Source organism: Streptomyces sp. NPDC027189 (assembly GCF_055566975.1).
On record NZ_JBVHRI010000011.1, the window covers coordinates 252,436 to 269,653 of the forward strand.

Below are 17,218 nucleotides of genomic sequence, written 5' to 3' on the forward strand. Positions count from 1 at the left end.
GGGCCAAGGTTCGGTGTCCTACGGACACATCACCTGATCCCCCGTCACCGCCCCGAACTCCCCCTGATGAGGGGCCTCCGGCTGCACCCGCCTGACCTGCTTGAAGTCCGCCCCGGCGGTCACCTTCAGCAGCGGGCCCCGCCCCTTGACCGCGCGCAGCTCCGCGCCGGGCAGCGCGGCCGCGAGGGACTTCGCCGAGCGGTCCCAGCGGGGGTCGTACGAGATGACGGTGCGCCGGAGGGCCGTGGCCGGCGCACTGGTGGGCCGGCGCGTCGTACGGAATCCGACGGCGGCCAGTGCGCCGTCGACGCGCTTGCCGAGGCCCGCCGTGGCCGTCCCGTTCTCGACCTGGACCTGGATCTGCTGCGGGGCCACGTCGACGGGGACGGACTTGGGCCGCGCCTTGTGCACCGCGATCGGCCTGTCGTCGCGCAGCGCCTGGAAGAGCTTCGCCGACTTGGCGGGGTCCCACTTCAGCGTCGAACCGATGCCTTTCACGACGTATCCCATCTGCCCGATCGGCACGGTCGCGAACTCGGACGAGGAGGGTGAGAAATTCCTCATGGCCCGCCCCAGGTCCAGCAGCTCGTCCGTGCCGAAGCCCTCGTCCGCGCGGACCGAGCCGAGGACGGCCCGGGTCACGTCGCGGAACTTCATCGGGTTCATCAGCACCCCGGACGAGGTGGCCCGCCCGACCAGCGCCGCCAGGAAGCGCTGCTGGCGCTGCATCCGGCCGAGGTCGGAGGCTCCGTCGACATGCCGGGCACGTACGTACTGGAGTGCCTGTCCGCCGCCCAGCAGGTGCGAGCCCGCCGCCAGATCGAGACCGGTGTAGGAGTCCTTCAGGGGCTTTGTGGTGCAGATCTCCACGCCGCCGAGAACGTCCACGGTCTTCATGAAGCTGATGAAGTCGACCTCCAGATAGTGGTCGATCTTGACGTGGGTCATGTTCTCGACGGTGCGCACGGTCAGGTTCGGGCCGCCCTCCGCGTACGCCGCGTTGAGCTTGATCGGGTGGGAGCCGTGCCGCGTGCCGGTGGTCTCGTCGGTGTGCGCGGGCGTCTCGGCGTACGAGTCGCGCGGCAGGCTGACGATGCTGGCCCGCTCCCGGTCCTCCGAGATGTGCACGATCATGATCGTGTCGGTGCAGTGGCAGGGCGCTCCGCCCAGCCGGAACTTCCGCCGCTCCGCCTCCGTGATCTTGTCCCGGCCGTCGGTGCCGACCAGCAGCACGTTCATGCCGTGGCCGGCCTCGGGGCGGTTCTTCATGTCCCTGAAGGGGTCGACCCGGGCGATGCCCGCGCCCAGGCTGGTGACCACCGCGTGCCCGATGCCCGCCGAGGCGAGGACCACCACGGAGATGGTCGTCACCACCCGCATGGCCCAGCGCGGCTTCTTGCGCCGTACGGGCGGTCGTACGGGGGGCCGCCGCGAGCGGGACGGCTGCGGGTGGCGCTGAGGGCGCGCCGGGGAGCGGGGCGGGCTGGGCAAGGGGGACACCTCCGCGTAGGCCGGGCGTGGGGATCCTTGAGCACCGTAGGCCGATACGATCTGCGGCCCGGGCCGTAGGCCGGGCGGCGCGCGCCCGTGTCCCCCATTCGCGGTAACGTGACGTCCGATGAGCGAGAAGTCTGACGTGCGGCCCCCCGCCGTTTCTGTGATCATGCCCGTCCTCAACGAGGAGCGGCATCTGCGCGGGGCCGTCCAAGCGATCCTGGCGCAGCAGTACGACGGCGAGATGGAGGTCGTGATCGCCATCGGTCCCTCCACGGACCGTACGGACGAGATCGCCGCCGAGCTCGTCCGCGAAACTGCGTCCAATGAAAACAAGCGCGTGCACACGGTCCCGAACCCGACCGGGCGCACCCCGGCCGCGCTGAACGCCGCGATCAAGGCGTCCCGGCACCCCATCGTCGTGCGCGTCGACGGGCACGGCATGCTCTCGCCGAACTACATCGCGACCGCCGTACGCCTCCTGGAGGAGACCGGCGCGCAGAACGTCGGCGGCGTCATGCACGCCGAGGGTGAGAACGACTGGGAACACGCGGTCGCGGCCGCCATGACCTCGAAGATCGGGGTCGGGAACGCCGCGTTCCACACGGGCGGCGAGGCCGGACCCGCCGAGACCGTCTACCTCGGTGTCTTCCGGCGCGAGGCCCTGGAACAGCAGGGCGGCTACAACGAGGAGTTCATCCGCGCCCAGGACTGGGAGCTGAACTTTCGGATCCGGGAGGCGGGCGGGCTCATCTGGTTCTCGCCCGAACTGCGGGTGTCGTACCGGCCGCGGCCCTCCGTCAAGGCTCTCGCCGAGCAGTACAAGAACTACGGGCGCTGGCGGCACGTCGTCGCCCGCTACCACGAGGGCTCCATCAACCTGCGCTACCTCGCACCCCCGACCGCGGTCTGCGCGATCGCGGCGGGTGTGGTCGTGGGCGCGGCGCTGACGCCCTGGGGATTCCTGATCCCCGGCGGCTACCTCGCGGCCATCGCGCTCGGCTCACTGCCCGCGGGCAAGGGGCTGCCGCTGAAGGCACGCCTCCAGATCCCCGTCGCCCTCGCCACGATGCACATGTCGTGGGGCTTCGGCTTCCTCACCAGCCCGAAGGCGCTGGCCAAGAAAGTCATCGCCTCCCGGCGTCCGGCGGTGCTCAGCTCCAACTGAGTCTCCATGCATAAGAGTTGGGCCCCTCTCGAAGTCGAGAGGGGCCCAACTCTTATGTACGGGCTACCAGGTGTAGTCCGGGTCCACATGCATGCACGCCGACTTGTCCGAGCCGTTCAGGGCGTCCGCCGACTTCGGCGTCTTGTCGTCCTCCTCGGGTGCCTTGTACGTCGTGCCGTCCCGCCAGTCGGCGCCGACGACCAGCGTGATGCCGGAGACGTTCGTCGACTTCTCCACCGCACTCGTCGGGATGCCGAGGGCCTTGGCGACCCGCTGGGCGTCGCCCTCCAGATCGGCGCTCGGGTAGCGGACGACCGTCGTGTCCTCGACGGTAGCCGTCGTCGTGTCGGCCCTCGCCTGGGTGAAGCCCTTGCCCACGAGCAGCTGCGTCACCGTGGACGCGCGCCCGCTCACCGGCGCCAGCGTGCTGGTGCGCGTGCCGTTCTGCACCTGCACCGCGATCTTGTCGTCCGCCGCGGCCGGATCCGACGAGGCCTTCTCCTCGGTGGTCTTCTTCTTGTCCTTGCCGTCCAGCGCGATGTCCTCGCGCAGCAGCCGCCAGACCTTCGCCGCGTCCGTCGGCTTGGGCAGCACCCGGTTGCCGTCGGAGGAGTACACCCACGGCATCGTGGTCATGGTGATGCGCTTCGTCGGGACCTTCTTCAGCTCTTTGCTGAGGTCGTAGAGCTTGGTCACCGTGCCCAGGCCGTCGTCGACGGTCAGCGCGTCGGTGGCCGTCTCGGCGAGCTTGCGCAGCTTGTTGGGGTTGCTGAGCGTGGCGTTCTCGCGCAGCTGGCGCACCATCGAGTTCATGTACTGGTGCTGGGCCTTGGTCCGGCCGATGTCGCTGCCGTCCTCGAAGCCGTACCGCGTCCGCAGCCATTGCAGGGCCTGCTTGCCCTTGATGGACGTCGTGCCCTCCTCGAGCTTCAGCCCGGAGCCGTGGCCGGTGGAGGTGTGCGAGTAGATGTTGGCGTCCACGCAGACCGGGACACCGCCGATCGCGTCCGCCATGGACACCACACCCGCGAAGTCGACCATGATGAAGTGGTCGATGTGGATGTCGGTCAGCTTCTCCCAGGTGGCGACCGTGCAGCCGGGACCGCCGCGGCCCAGCGAGTCGTTCGTCATCGTGAGCGAGGTGCTCGCCGCGTACGTCTTCCCCGTGTCCGGGTCGGTGCACTTGGGTATCTGCAGCAGCGTGTCGCGCGGCATGCTGACCACCGACATGTTGGAGCGGTCCGCCGAGACGTGCAGCAGCATCTGGACGTCCGCGCGCGCCGGCGTGTCGAAGGTGTCCTTGGCGCCGCCGAGTTTCTGGTTCTCCGCGGAGTCCCGGGCGTCCGAACCGATCAGCAGGATGTTCAGCGGGGTCTGGCCCGCGGCGTTCGGCTTGGACTTGGCGGCACGGTCCTTCGCGTCGCCGATGTTCAAGTCGTCCTTCTTTATGTTGCCGTTCAGGTGCTGGTAGTAGAGATAACCGGCACCTGCGGTGCCGAGTATCAGGACCGCCAGGACCGTCGCCGACCAGCGCAGTATGCGGCGTCTGCGACGCGGGCGCCCCCCGCCCCCGTGCCGCCGCCCACCGCCACCGCCGTGCCGGCCCTGGCCCTGCGGCTTGAGCGGCATCGTGTCGTCTGCCGTGCGCACGCCCTCGCTGTCGGCCGTCCGAACGGAACCGTCGTCGGTCCGGTGAACCGGATCGCCGTTCTCGTCGTACAGACCTCCCTCCCAGCCCAGTTCACCGGCCCCACCGGCTCGCCGGACGCGTGGTCGTGCTCCCTCCCCACGCACACTGCTCTGCGCCATCTCCCTGCCCCTCCCCACCCTGCGCCTGACAAACGGGTCCGTCGCGCGTCCGACCGGACGCCTCGCGCGGCCCGAACCGGACACACCTCACGCCCTGTCAGACGTCTGACGGACCCGTTAGGTCATCAGCTGGCGCACACCGTCTTGTCCGCCGTGGACTTGTCGACGTCCGGCGCCTTCGTCGGAGTGCTCATCGACACCCCGGCGCCCTTGAAGTCCTTGCCCAGGGTCAGCACGATCGCGGGCAGACCCTGTGAGTTCGTCTCGCTCTTGCCGGGCTTCATCGCAGAAGCGGGCAGCCCCATGAGGTCCGCCAGCTTGCGTGCCTGATCGGCCTGGTCGGGAGAGTACTCCAGGGTCGTCTTGCCGAGTGTTTCGTCAGCGTTTCCGAGCTGGCTGGACTTGAGCACGCCCTCACTATTCTGCAGCCAGTTAAGAGTTTCCTGTGCGGAGCCGGACTTGGCGCCGCCGTTGTAGATGTCGACGCGGATCTCGGAGGCGGCGGAACGCGAACCCTTGAGCCGGGCGGCCACGGCCGCCTTCTCCTTCTTCTCCTTCTGTTTCACCGCGGTGAAGGAGACGTCGTTCTTGATCGCGTCGAAGACCTGGGGGCCCAGTGTCTTGTTGACGATGACCGTCTTGTGGACGAGACCGTCCGCCGGGTTGTCGACGACCGGCACCGTGGTGAAGGAGATGTTCTTCGGCGGCACCTTCTTCAGCTCCAGGGCGATGTCCTTGAGCGTGCTGACCTTCCCTATCCCCTTGTCCACGGTCAGCGCCTTGGTGGCGGCCTCGGCCAGATCGATCAGCTTGGTGGGGCTGGTGAGGGTGTTGCTGGAGCTCATTTTGCGCATCAGCGAGCCCAGGAACTGCTGCTGCACCTTGATGCGGTCGAGGTCGCCCTGGTTGCCGAAGCTGTGCCGGGTGCGCACGAAGGCCAGCGCCTGCTCGCCCTCGATCGTGTGCTTGCCCTTGGAGAGCTTGAGGTGCGAGTCGGGGTCGTTGACGTCCTTGGCGAGACAGACGTCGACGCCGCCCACCGCGGACGTCAGCGTCTTCACCGCGTTGAAGTCGACCATCATGAAGTGGTCCGGTGCGATGCCGGTGACTTCCTTGACCGTGAGCATGGTGCAGCCCGGGTTGCGGCCGCCCTGACCGAGGCTCGTGTTGAAGCGGACGTTCTGCGTGCCCCCGATGACCTGTTCGGAGCCGTCCGACTGCTTGGTCGGGCAGTCCGGGACGTTGACGATCAGGTCACGCGGGATGCTCATCGCGGTCGCGTTCGTACGGTCCTTGGAGACGTGCAGCAGGATGTTGGTGTCGGCGTGCCCGACGCTGCCCTTGTCGCCGTAGCCCTCGTTGCCCTTGCCGGTGCGCTTGTCGGTGCCGATGATCAGGATGTTGAAGGCCTCGTCCTTGCTGAAGCCGTTCTTGCCCGCGCTGCCGATGTCCGTCGTGTTGACGTTGCCCTCGAGGTGCTTGAGGTAGGCGTACCCGGCGGCCGAGACGGCGATCAGCACGAAGGCCATGGTGCCGCCGGTCCACAGCAGTATCTTCTTCGCCTTCGACTTCTTCGGCTTCGTACGCCCCCGGCGCCGCCCGGGAGCCGGCTCCGGCGGTTCCGTACGGCGGCGGCGCGGACCCGGCACGCTGGTGGTGCCGGGCGCCGCACGGTCCCGGCCCGGCGCCGTACGGGCACGCGGTCCCGCGGAAGCGCCGGCGCCTCTTCGCGGCCTGGGCACCCCCGACTGCGGTGCGGAAGGGGTCAGTCGCAGTTCGTATTCGCCGGTGTTCGGGTTGAGCACCCACTGGTCTGCGGGGTCGATGTTGTCCGCCCGCCCACGGCCTTGCGCGTCCACGGTTGTCTGAATCCTCCGTCGGGGCCACGCGGCGCCTTTCCCCCTCTGAAGGCGCTCGGGTCTCGGTCAAGCAGTGCGCGACCCCCAGGATTGACCTCGTGGCCGGGTGCACCGGATCGCTCACACTATCCGCCCAGTTCAGCGTGGGGCGACGGCGGTGACAAATTCCACGTCCCTACAACTGGGCAATCCGCCCTATTTCTCAGAGACTTCTTAGCGCAGCAGTTCCCGTCTTGGCGCGCGCTTTACTCGCAGCCGTCCTCGGCCGCGGTGTTCCCGCGGAAAGTCGGCGCCGGATCAGGGGTGCCGGCGGGTGCGCCGGGGCGCTTTCCGTTCGACTTCCCGTCCTTGGGCGACTCCTCTCCGTAGTCGAGCGAGGAGGACTTGGAGGCGCTCTTAACGGGTGATTTCTCCGGCTTTGGAGCTGAATCATCCGGAAGGTCCTTCGAGACCACCACCGGCTCGTCCGAACGCAGCCGCGTGAAGAGTCGTGTCGCCGCGGGCTCCACGAGCTGGTCGCGATTGGCGTTGTGGACGTACGACGTCCGGGGCACCGTCAGGAACTGCACATGTTCCGTGGGGATGTCGCGCATGCCGCGCACCAGGTCGTACAGCCCGCGCAGGCTCGCCAGATCCGGGTCCGTGGTGAGTGACGAGGTGGCCGCGTCGAGCACGGGATACAGCTTCGTCGGGTTGAGCAGGACGTCGTTGCTCTGCACCTTGTTGACGAGCGCGCCGAGGAATCGCTGCTGACGGTCCATCCGGTCGGTGTCGCTGCCGTCGCCGATGCTCTTGCGGGCGCGGACGTAGCCGAGGGCCTGCTCGCCGTTGAGCATGACCTTGCCCGCGGGCAGCTTCAGCTTGGCGGCCTTGTCGTTGATGGGTTCCTTCAGACATACCTCGACGCCGTCCACGGCATCGACCATGTCCTTGAAGCCATGGAAGTCGACGACCATGTGGTGGTCGACGCGGATGTTCGTGAGCTGCTCGACGGTCCGGATCGTGCAGGCCGAACCACCCGTCTGGAAGGCGGAGTTGAACATCGTGAACGTCGGCCGGGTGCGCGTGCCGTCCGGGCGCCGGCAGCTCGGCACGTTCACCATCAGGTCGCGGGGCAGCGAGACGGCGGTCGCGCTGTGCCGGTCCGCCGCGAGATGCAGCAGGATCGTGGTGTCGGACCGCTCGGTCCCCGAGTCCCGCCCGTATTTCCGGTTCCCGTCCCCCGAGCGCGAGTCCGATCCGATCAGCAGGATGTTCTGCGCGTCACGGACCAGCGAGGTCGGCCGCTCCTTCTCGTACCGGGCCAGCTCGGCGGCGGCGGCGCCGTCCGACGTGATGTTCGCGTTCAGCTTCTCGTACGCCGCCCAGCCCACCCCCACGACGCCGAGCACCACACCCGCGACAGCTATCGCCGTGCAGCGCAGCCAGCGCCGCCGGCGACGTATGAGACCGGTCCCGGTGGGCGACGCTCCCAGCCCCGGCCCTGCCGGGCCTCCGGGGGGCGTGCCTGCGGTATCGGTCACGAGCGGATCCACCCCTCATGGCGTACGAACATGTCGCGCTGCGGTGCTCTTACGACCATGGCTCGGGGCGGGGGAGGGGGGCGGACGGTGATGGGCCGAATGGGGGATGAGCGCCCCGTCAGGGGTGCGGGGAACCGCGCGATCGGCCACGAATGGCCCGCAGCCGTCGGACGGCCTTGTTGGGGGGGGGGCGGGGAACTGCGCGACCAGTCAGAGGCGGCCAGCACTCAACAGGCGGCCTCCCCGGAGAATCGTCAGCGAGCGGTGGCCGTCACCCGCTCACTCTCGATCCGCTTGGCGACCGCGTCCTCGCCGAGCTGCTCCAGATGGCGGCACAGCACCACGGACCCCCCGGTCGCGAGCGGCGCGTACAACCCGGCGCTGAGCCCCTCCCACGTGTCGTACGCAAGCGCCGACAGAATTCGGGACCCCGGCCCGGTCAGGTCGAGCGCGGGCGCTTCCGAACGGGCCATCTCGACGACCTCCGCGCTCGTGTACTCGGCCCCGGCGACGATCAGCGCGGGTTCCTCCGGGTCCACCGGCCCGTACGGCACGAAGCGGTCGCCCTGGGACGGCACCTCGACGGCATAGTCGGCGTATCCGGCGGGCGGAGTCGGGAAGCGACGCCCCAGCGGCGCGAGCGAGAGGGCGACCCGCTCCCCGGAGCAGGCGAGCCCGGCCTCGAACTGCCCGGGCCCGGCGACGACGTGGTCCGCCGCGCCCGGGTCGCCCCCGACATCCGCGACGACGCCGACCGAGGAACACGCGAGCAGCCACACCGCCGTCTGCCAGTGCGCGGGCAGCAGCAGCGCGACCCGTTCGCCGGGCTCGGCGGACAGCTCGCCCTGGAGCAGATTGGCGGTCTTGGCCACCCAATTGGCGAAGGTGGCCACGGACAATTCGACACGTTCGCCCGTGGCGTCGTCGTAGAAGGTCACCAAGGGGCGCGCGGGGTCCGCGGCGAGCGCGGATCCCAGCAGGTCGGCGGGGGTGCGGTCGGTGGCATTCACGCGCGCAAGCGTACGCGGGGGCGGCGCGCGGGGCGGTCTGCCCGCGCCACCGGTTCGGACGAGCGTGCCCGACGGCCCGTCAAATCCCCAATGGACAGATATGTGTGGCTATGTCCACGATCAGGGGCATGCATGGATTTCTTGCTTCCTCGGTCGGCGTCACCTGCGCGGCCGCAATCGCCCTTCCGCTGGCCCTGCCCGCCCCGGCGCAGGCCGGATCATCGACGGGGACGTCCGAGCCGGCCGTCCCCGGCAGCACCCAGTCCCTGCCGCTCGCCCCGCCCGACGACCAGCGCACCCTCGGGCCCGCCGCGCCCGAACAGGGGCTCACCCCACGTGACGTGCGGCCATTCTCGCTGGTCGGCGTCATCTGGGACAACCCGGACAGTGAGCTGCACGGCCGCGTCCAGGTCCGTACCCGCGCGGTCGGGACGGGCCACTGGTCCGACTGGCAGGACATCGAGACGCACAATCACGAGCACGCCGCCGACCCGGACACCGCCGAGGGCGAATCGGGCCGGGTGCACGGCTCCACGGCGCCGCTGTGGGTGGGGAACTCGGACGGCGTCGAGGCGCGCGTCCAGGCGGAACGGGCGGAGGGGGTCGAACGGGCGACGGCCCCGGGCGACTCACCGCTCCCCAGGGGGCTCCACCTCGAACTCGTCGACCCCGGCGCGGATGCCCCGCGTGACGGCGGGCAGATGAGCGACGCGCGCGGGAGCGCACCGACGGGCAGCGCACACGAGGGCGCGCCGCCGCTGGATCCGGCCCCGGTCACGCCCGTGGGCGACCTGACCGCGCTCGCTTCCATGGCCGTGTCGTCCGCGGTTGCTGCCGTCGGCGACCTGATCGCGGACGCTTCCGGGGGCGAGTCGACCGCAGACGCTTCCGTAGACGACCCGCTCGCGAACGCGCCCATGTATGACACCGACGCTCCCCCGGAGGGCACGGGCACACCCGCTGACGGCACGCTCGCCGGCGCCATGTCCGCCGAGGACGCCGCCGCGTCCTCCGCCAACGCCGGTCTCGCGCCCCTCGGCGCCTGGGAGATCCCCGAGCTCTCCCAGCAGGAGACGGAGCGCGAATTCATCGCCGCGAGCGGGGGCGACGAGCGCGTGAAGCCGTACATCGGTGCACGTCCGCGCATCATCACGCGCAGCGGCTGGGGTGCGGACGAGAGCCTGCGTGAACCTGGCTTCGTCTACACGAAGAAGGTCAAGGCGGCCTTCGTGCACCACACGGCGTCGGGCAACAACTACAGCTGCTCCCAAGCCCCTTCGGTCATCCGCAGTATCTACCGCTACCACGTGGTGAGCAGCGGCTGGCGCGACATCGGCTACAACTTCCTCGTCGACAAGTGCGGAAACATCTACGAAGGCCGCGCCGGGGGCGTCGCGAAGCCCGTCATGGGCGCCCACACTCTCGGTTTCAACAGCGACAGCATGGGGATCGCCGTCCTCGGCAGCTTCGCCAAGACGAAGCCGTCCGGCGACGCAGTCACCGCCATCGCACGGCTCACCGCATGGAAGCTCGGCCTCTTCGGAGCGGATCCGCGTGGCAAGACATACCTGAAGTCGGGCGGTGGCAATCTCTACGCAAAGGGAAAGAACGCACGACTGAATGTGATCTCCGGCCATCGGGACGGATTCGCCACCGAGTGCCCAGGAAAACTCCTGTACGGAAAGCTCGGCTCAGCCCGCAAGGCGGCGGCCGAGTACCAGGGCAGGTAGAAACGGGTGGATCCGACCGGAGGCAGCAGAGATCACCTGAGGTCGACAGAGGGCCATCGAGGGACACCGCAAGGCCATCGAAGGCGCCATCGAACGGTCTGCATACACTGGCCGGCCGAAACACAGTTCGGCCGGTCCCGGCAGGAAGCAGAGACGACAGGTGACAGAAGCGATCCTCCTGGTCGGCGGCAGAGGCACCCGGCTGCGCCCCCTCACGGTGCACACCCCGAAGCCCATGGTCCCGGCGGCCGGGGTCCCGTTCCTCACCCACCAGCTGGCGCGAGCGAGAGCGGCGGGCGTCGAGCACATCGTCCTGGCGACCTCCTACCTGGCCGAGGTCTTCGAGCCGTACTTCGGCGACGGCTCCTCGCTGGGCCTCCACATCGAGTACGTCACCGAGGAGGAACCCCTTGGCACGGGCGGCGCGATCCGCAATGTGGCGTCGCGACTCCACTCGGGCCCCGACGATCCGGTACTGATCTTCAACGGTGACATTCTCACCGGCCTGGACATCCGGGCTCTGGTGGCAACCCACGAGACGACGGGCGCGGACGTCTCCCTCCACCTCACCCGTGTCGAGGACCCGCGCGCGTACGGCCTGGTCCCCACGGACGCGACCGGCCGCGTAACGGCCTTCCTGGAGAAGCCCCAGACCCCCGAGGAGATCGTCACCGACCAGATCAACGCGGGGGCGTACGTCTTTCGCCGCGCGGTCATCGACACGATCCCCGAGGGCCGTCCGGTCTCGGTGGAACGCGAGACCTTCCCCGACCTGCTCGCCACCGGCGCCCATCTGCAGGGCATGGTGGACTCCACCTACTGGCTGGACCTGGGCACCCCCCAGGCCTTCGTGCGCGGCTCCGCGGACCTCGTCCTCGGCCGCGCCCCCTCCCCGGCCGTCCCCGGCCGCTGCGGCGACCGCCTGATCCTGCCCACCGCCAGGGTCGCCCCCGACGCCAAACTCACCGGCGGCACGGTGGTCGGCGAGGGCGCCTGCGTCGGCGAGGGCGCCCGCATCTCGGGCAGCACGATCCTCGAGGGCGCCGTCGTCGAACCCGGCGCCGTCATCACCGACTCCCTCATCGGCGCCCGCGCCCGCATCGGCGAGCGCTCCATCCTCACCGGCGCGTTCATCGGAGACGGCGCGACGATCGGCCCGGACAACGAACTCCGCGCCGATGTACGAGTGTGGTGCGACGCCCGCATTCCCGGGGGCGCGATCCGCTTCTCGTCGGATCAGTAGGCAGGGCTGCACGGCGGCTCCGGCCGGGGCTGAGAACTCAGCCCCGGCCGGCAATCTTTCAGCCTGTCCGGCGTTTGAGGACGAGCGCGAAGCGCGATACGGGGGTCTGTGGAGGGGGGGCGGAGCCCCCCAGGTACGGGACGGGTAGGGGCGCGGAGGGGGCGAAACCCGCCCGGACCTCACCCAGACGCGACAGCCCGATCACAGCCGCCCGATATCCCCCCGAGGCATCCGCGGCACCCGCCGCGGCGGCGTCCGCCCGGACAGCAGAATCAACCGAGCCGCCCGATGCCGCTGCCCCGCATACGGCTCCAACAGTGAGAGCATCACCGAGTCGTCCGCATCCCGGTCCCCGGCCAGGGCATACCCCACGATGCCGGGCAGATGAAGATCCCCCACGGTCACCGAATCCGCCGCCCCATGACTGCGCTGCACAACCTCCGCAGAGGTCCAGGGCCCAATCCCGGACACCACCTCAAGCCGAGCCTGAGCCCGCACGGGATCGAGCCCCACCGCCTCCTCAAGCCGTGCAGCGACCCGCACGGCCCGAAGAATCGTAGAAGCCCGCTTGTTGTCGACCCCGGCCCGATGCCACTCCCAGGACGGAATCAACGCCCACGTCCGCGGCGCGGGCATGACGTACATCCGCTCCGGCGCGGGTCCGGGCGCCGGCTCCCCGAACTTCCGTACGAGCAACCGCCACGCCCGATACGCCTCATCCGTGGTGACCTTCTGCTCCAGCACCGACGGAATCAGCGACTCCAGTACGAGCCCGGTCCGCGTCAGCCGCAACCCCGGCCGCCGATGCCGCGCGAGAGCGACAAGCCGGTGCCGCGGTTCGAAGGCGTCGGGATCGTCGGACGCCCCGAGCAGTTCGGGAAGCTGATGGAGCAGCCACTCCGCCCCCGGCCCCCACGTCTCGCCCCGGGCCACCCCGCCCCGCAGCACGACCCGCAGGGTCCCGGGCCCGGCGGGCGTACGGCTGGTCCGCCACACGGCCCCGTCCGGCGTCGCCCGGAACGTCGGATCGCCGGGCCCGCGCCGCAGCGGCCCGAGCACGAGCCCGAGGTCGAGCGGCCCCGAGGGCGTCCACGTACGAGTGCGCCCTGCCGCGGCCGCCTGCCGCGGCACCCCACCACCGGGCACGACGACATGCCCGCCGCGCACGGTCGTACGCGTCGGCCGAGGAGTGAAACGTCCAGCCATGAATGAGGTCCTAGAGGCGCCAGGGATGCCCTACGAGAGTAGGCGCTCCATACCCCCGACACGCACGAGTCGCCACACCGCAACGAACACAAACCGGCGCACCACGAGGTGCCGTACCCGCCTCAGCCCGCACAACGCTCCCCACCTCAGCCCCGCAAGGCGCCGCCTCAACGCACCTCGATGAACGCCCCCGCATCCCGCTCCGGCCGAGCCTTCGGCTCCTCGGCCGCGTGCCCCACGGCCACGGCTCCCATCGGATCCCACTCCTCCGGCAGCCCCAGCACTTCCCGTACGACATCGCGGCAGAACATCGTCGACGACACCCACGCGGACCCGAGCCGCTCCCCGGCCAGCGCGACCAGGAAGTTCTGCACACCCGCCCCGGCGGCGACCACGAACATCTCGCGCTCGGCCCCGTCCCGCCGTACGTCGCCGTACGCATGGGACCCGTCCATCACGAGGCACGGCACCACGAGGTACGGCGCGTTGCGCAGCACGTCCCCCCGTCGTACCCGCTTGGCGATGGACTCCTCGCTCTTCCCGTCGCCCCGCAAATCGGCGATCCACGCGTCCCGCATGGCGTCGAGCAGCTCTGTCCGGGACTCCTCGGACTCCAGGAGGACGAACCGCCAGGGAGTGGTGTGATGCGGCGCCGGAGCCGTCACCGCCGCGGCGACCGCGCGCCGTACGGCACCGGGGTCGACGGGCTCGTCGGTGAAGGCCCGTACGGTACGCCGCTGGGTCACCGCCTCCCGTACGGCCTCCGACGTGCCGAGGCGGAACATGTCGTCGCGCGCGCCGCGCACCATCGCCCGCGCCCCCTCACCGTCGTCCTCGGCCATCACGTGCGGCAGCCCGCGCACGACGGCGACGGGCAGTCCGGAGGCCTTGCCCTTGACCAGGTCACCGGCGGAGGCCAGCTCGTCGGCGGTGGCGACGACGGTCGCGCTCAGCGGATTGCCGTACGCGTCCGTGCCGCCGCGCAGATCGTCGAGCACGCGTACGCCCGCGGCGCCGATGGCGACATCGGTGAGCCCGGTGCGCCACGGCCGCCCGAAGGTGTCGGTGACGACGACACCGACTCCCACACCGAGGGTGTCGCGCAGCCCGTCCCGGATGGCCCGCGCCGACGCGTCCGGGTCCTCGGGAAGCAAGAGGACGGTCCCGGCGGGGGTGTTGGAGGCGTCGACCCCGGCTGCGGCCATCACGAGCCCCTGCCGGTTCTCGACGATGCGCAGGGCCCCGCGCCGCGCCACGACCCGTACGGTCTCGGCGTCGATGGCGGCCTCACGGTCGACGGCCTCGACGACCCGCCCCTCCGCCTTGGACACGATCTTGGAGGTGACGAGGAGCACGTCCCCGTCGACGAGCCCGGGCTCGACCGCGGCGATCAGCTTCGCGAGGTCGTCCCCCTGACGAACCTCGGGAAGTCCGTCCAGAGCCCAGACCCGATAGCCGGCCGACGGTCTGCCGTTCCCAAGCCCCTCCTGCGGAGGCTGCGCGCTGCTCAAGGCGTCCGTACCTCCTCCGCCAGCGTCAGCGACTCACGCGCCATCTGCGCCGTCGCGTCGAGGTCGGACATCATCAGCGGTACGGCCCGGCACCGGATGCCGGCCGCCTCCACACGCTCCACGGCGGACGCGTCCACCGTGTCGACGAGCCAGCCGTCGAGGAGCCCGGAGCCGTAGTGCTCGGCGACCGCCGCGGCCGTGGACTCGACGCCCACCGCGGCCAGCACCTTGTCGGCCATGCCGCGCACGGGCGCGTCCCCGACGATGGGGGAGAGGCCGACCACCGGAACCCCCGCCTCGGCGATGGCCTCCCGGATGCCGGGCACGGCGAGGATCGTGCCGATGGACACGACGGGGTTGGACGGCGGGAAGAGGATGACGTCCGCCTCGGCGATGGCTTCGAGCACCCCGGGCGCGGGCTTGGCCTGCTCGGCGCCGACCGGCACGATGGCCTCGGCCGGCACGGAGGCCCGCAGCCGCACCCAGTACTCCTGGAAGTGGATGGCCCTGCGCTCGCCGTCCACCTCGACGGCGACATGGGTCTCCACGCGGTCGTCGGACATGGGGATGAGGCGCACGCCCGGCTTCCACCGGTCGCACAGGGCCTCGGTGACGGCGCTGAGCGGATAGCCCGCGCCGAGCATCTGCGTCCGCACGATGTGCGTCGCGAAGTCGCGGTCGCCCAGCCCGAACCACTCGGGTCCGACCCCGTACGCCGCGAGCTCCTCCTTGAGGTGGAAGGTCTCGTCGGCCCGTCCCCAGCCCTGCTCCTCGTTGATGCCGCCGCCGAGCGTGTACATCACCGTGTCGAGGTCCGGGCAGACCTTCAGCCCGAAGAGATGGATGTCGTCGCCGGTGTTGCCGATGACCGTGATGTCCGCGTCCGGCACGACCCGCTGGAGACCACGCAGGAACCGGGCACCACCGATACCGCCTGCCAGAACCACAATGCGCATGGGGTTCAGTCTTGCAGGCGGGTACGACAAAGCGTCAGGCGGTTACGAGACCTCGGGCGGTTCTCAGGCGGTGACGGCGGCCGTGGCGCACTGGGCCGTGTGCATCGGCATCTCGGTGAGACCCGGGTAATAGACGTGCAGGCTCACGGCCGGTTCGAGTGAGTCGTTGACGACCTCGTGGACGTACCCCGGTGCGAAGACCCGCTGCGAACCCGCGCCCAACGCGCGCGTGCCGCGTTCGGTCCGCTCGGTCAACGCACCCTCGAGGACCGTCAGTACGCCGGACGAGGGGCCGTGGTCGTGCAGCCCGCTGCCCTGTCCGGGCACCCAGGAAAGGAGCCACACCTCATAGCCGGGCCCGGTGCGCAGCCGGTGGTACCAGCGCGAGGCCGCGTCGTACTGCACGAGGTGCTCCCACTGGGAGCGGTCGGCGGCGATGGAGCGGGCGAGGCCGACGAACTCGGCCACGGTCGCGGGGTGCTCGCGCGGCGGCTGGAGGAGGTGCGGTACTTCGAGGATGTCGCCGGCGATCTGGAGGTCGCTGTCGCTGTTCATGGGGTGCGGTGGTTCCTCGGCGGGAGAGTGCTGGGGTGTCGCAGGTCGTTCCGCCCGGGTCACGAGCGGGAGGATTCGCCCGGATAGGGGCGGTGGGGTGCCTCAGTGGTGCCTCAGCGGGCGGAGGGCAGCCGGAGCGCGGTACGGCTCAACAGCTGGAACAGCAACAACAGCTACAGCGAGCGCGGGCAGCACCGTGGGACCCGGCGGTGCGGGTCGAGGTGAGTGCCAAGTTCGCGAGCATGCCCACAAGGACATCGGTTCATGCCTCGACTGTCAACTTCATGTCCGGTATGTGGGCAATGTTTCACCTCATCCGGTTCATCTGACAGGCGAAAGGTTTGTTCAGGAGCCACCCCGGACACATGGCGCACAACCGGGCGCACAAACCTCGATGCGATCCCGTGATCCAACTGTGATCCGGCTCGCTTCGATGTTCGTGTTCGAAACGCTCGGAACGAGATCGAACTCCCGGGCGTCCTTCCCTGTGAGGGATCGGGTGCCTGACCTGGACCCCTTGGGCTGTCAGGGTTTATGCCGATTTGAACACTTTCCGCATAGCCTTGGTTCCGCAGAGTGAATAAGGGGCCCAATAGCAGATCTCGGCTTGACTGGCCCGGATCGGCACACTTGTAATTTCACTCGTGTCGTTCAGCCGAAATCGGTAACGACAGCATCACGGGGACGCGAAAGACAGACGAGGGGCGCACATGACCGAGCTGGTGCAGCAACTGCTGGTCGACGACGCAGACGAGGAACTCGGCTGGCAGGAGCGCGCGCTGTGCGCCCAGACCGACCCCGAGTCCTTCTTCCCCGAGAAGGGTGGCTCCACCCGCGAGGCCAAGAAGGTCTGCCTCGCCTGTGAGGTCCGCTCCGAGTGCCTCGAATACGCGCTCGCCAACGACGAGCGGTTCGGCATCTGGGGCGGTCTGTCCGAGCGCGAGCGGCGAAGGCTGAAGAAGGCCGCCGTCTGAGCGTGACCGCCGCTGTCCGAAGCAGGCCGCCGTCCGACCGAACGGCGCACACCCCTCCGTACCGATACGTAACGAACGGCCCGTCGCAGGTGGGTTATCCACAGGCGGCGGGCCGCTGTGTTGCCCAGCCGTTAGTGTGGGCCCTCGTCCGAGACGTCCCGCTGTCCCCGCCGGACACAG

Annotated in this window: 13 protein-coding genes; 4 read left to right on the forward strand and 9 right to left on the reverse strand. The window is 69.8% G+C overall.

All coding sequences use genetic code 11. The features are described 5' to 3' along the window. Window positions 1-18: 18 nt before the first annotated feature. Complete coding sequence (locus ACZ4RZ_RS26570; RefSeq protein ID WP_467748181.1) at window positions 19-1,491, reverse strand: LCP family protein; 1,473 nt, start codon at window positions 1,489-1,491, stop codon at window positions 19-21. Between the two features lie 127 nt (window positions 1,492-1,618). Between ACZ4RZ_RS26570 and ACZ4RZ_RS26575 the strand changes: the two genes are divergently transcribed. After that, entirely contained in the window at window positions 1,619-2,662 is a 1,044-nt protein-coding gene (locus ACZ4RZ_RS26575) for a glycosyltransferase family 2 protein (protein ID WP_467748183.1), read from the forward strand. A gap of 63 nt (window positions 2,663-2,725) precedes the next feature. Here the strand turns inward: ACZ4RZ_RS26575 and ACZ4RZ_RS26580 are convergent, their stop codons facing one another. The 4 genes from ACZ4RZ_RS26580 to ACZ4RZ_RS26595 all read right to left on the reverse strand — a co-directional run bounded on the left by ACZ4RZ_RS26580 (window position 2,726) and on the right by ACZ4RZ_RS26595 (window position 8,863). After that, entirely contained in the window at window positions 2,726-4,471 is a 1,746-nt protein-coding gene (locus ACZ4RZ_RS26580) for an LCP family protein (protein WP_467748184.1), read from the reverse strand. 125 nt (window positions 4,472-4,596) lie between these two features. Then, window positions 4,597-6,330, reverse strand: coding sequence for an LCP family protein (locus tag ACZ4RZ_RS26585; protein WP_467748185.1), 1,734 nt, complete (start codon window positions 6,328-6,330; stop codon window positions 4,597-4,599). Between the two features lie 245 nt (window positions 6,331-6,575). Next, a complete protein-coding gene (locus tag ACZ4RZ_RS26590; protein WP_467748186.1) occupies window positions 6,576-7,853 on the reverse strand; it encodes an LCP family protein in 1,278 nt (425 codons plus the stop codon). Window positions 7,854-8,107: 254 nt separating this feature from the next. Next, window positions 8,108-8,863 carry a TIGR03089 family protein gene (locus ACZ4RZ_RS26595; protein WP_467748188.1) on the reverse strand — a complete coding sequence of 252 codons (756 nt, stop codon included), beginning with the start codon at window positions 8,861-8,863 and terminating at the stop codon, window positions 8,108-8,110. Between the two features lie 128 nt (window positions 8,864-8,991). On the opposite strand from ACZ4RZ_RS26595, the gene ACZ4RZ_RS26600 reads away from it, so the two are divergent. Then, window positions 8,992-10,593 carry a peptidoglycan recognition protein family protein gene (locus tag ACZ4RZ_RS26600; RefSeq protein WP_467748190.1) on the forward strand — a complete coding sequence of 534 codons (1,602 nt, stop codon included), beginning with the start codon at window positions 8,992-8,994 and terminating at the stop codon, window positions 10,591-10,593. A 160-nt stretch (window positions 10,594-10,753) separates the two neighbouring features. Further along, complete coding sequence (manB, locus tag ACZ4RZ_RS26605) at window positions 10,754-11,836, forward strand: mannose-1-phosphate guanylyltransferase (protein WP_467748192.1); 1,083 nt, start codon at window positions 10,754-10,756, stop codon at window positions 11,834-11,836. A 201-nt stretch (window positions 11,837-12,037) separates the two neighbouring features. Here the strand turns inward: manB and ACZ4RZ_RS26610 are convergent, their stop codons facing one another. From ACZ4RZ_RS26610 to ACZ4RZ_RS26625, 4 genes are all read right to left on the reverse strand, one after another. Then, complete coding sequence (locus tag ACZ4RZ_RS26610) at window positions 12,038-13,042, reverse strand: DNA-3-methyladenine glycosylase family protein (protein WP_467748194.1); 1,005 nt, start codon at window positions 13,040-13,042, stop codon at window positions 12,038-12,040. Between the two features lie 167 nt (window positions 13,043-13,209). Continuing rightward, a complete protein-coding gene (locus ACZ4RZ_RS26615; protein WP_467748195.1) occupies window positions 13,210-14,553 on the reverse strand; it encodes a coenzyme F420-0:L-glutamate ligase in 1,344 nt (447 codons plus the stop codon). Beyond that, window positions 14,550-15,509: a 2-phospho-L-lactate transferase gene (gene cofD, locus ACZ4RZ_RS26620; protein WP_467748197.1), complete on the reverse strand. Its 960-nt coding sequence runs from the start codon at window positions 15,507-15,509 to the stop codon at window positions 14,550-14,552. The genes ACZ4RZ_RS26615 and cofD overlap by 4 nt, the downstream gene beginning before the upstream one ends. 63 nt (window positions 15,510-15,572) lie before the next feature. After that, window positions 15,573-16,064 (reverse strand): cysteine dioxygenase, encoded by a 492-nt coding sequence (locus tag ACZ4RZ_RS26625; RefSeq protein WP_467748198.1) that lies wholly within the window; start codon window positions 16,062-16,064, stop codon window positions 15,573-15,575. A 710-nt stretch (window positions 16,065-16,774) separates the two neighbouring features. On the opposite strand from ACZ4RZ_RS26625, the gene ACZ4RZ_RS26630 reads away from it, so the two are divergent. Further along, window positions 16,775-17,038, forward strand: coding sequence for a WhiB family transcriptional regulator (locus tag ACZ4RZ_RS26630; protein WP_003975777.1), 264 nt, complete (start codon window positions 16,775-16,777; stop codon window positions 17,036-17,038). The last annotated feature ends 180 nt before the right edge of the window (window positions 17,039-17,218 follow it).

What these genes read in the sequence shown, in the direction of transcription:
- ACZ4RZ_RS26625 (WP_467748198.1), bottom strand. Translation starts at nt 16,064, where the DNA reads ATGAACAGCGACAGCGACCTCCAGATCGCCGGCGACATCCTCGAAGTA.
- ACZ4RZ_RS26630 (WP_003975777.1), top strand. Translation starts at nt 16,775, where the DNA reads ATGACCGAGCTGGTGCAGCAACTGCTGGTCGACGACGCAGACGAGGAA.
- ACZ4RZ_RS26610 (WP_467748194.1), bottom strand. Translation starts at nt 13,042, where the DNA reads ATGGCTGGACGTTTCACTCCTCGGCCGACGCGTACGACCGTGCGCGGC.
- ACZ4RZ_RS26580 (WP_467748184.1), bottom strand. Translation starts at nt 4,471, where the DNA reads ATGGCGCAGAGCAGTGTGCGTGGGGAGGGAGCACGACCACGCGTCCGG.
- ACZ4RZ_RS26575 (WP_467748183.1), top strand. Translation starts at nt 1,619, where the DNA reads ATGAGCGAGAAGTCTGACGTGCGGCCCCCCGCCGTTTCTGTGATCATG.
- ACZ4RZ_RS26600 (WP_467748190.1), top strand. Translation starts at nt 8,992, where the DNA reads ATGCATGGATTTCTTGCTTCCTCGGTCGGCGTCACCTGCGCGGCCGCA.
- cofD (WP_467748197.1), bottom strand. Translation starts at nt 15,509, where the DNA reads ATGCGCATTGTGGTTCTGGCAGGCGGTATCGGTGGTGCCCGGTTCCTG.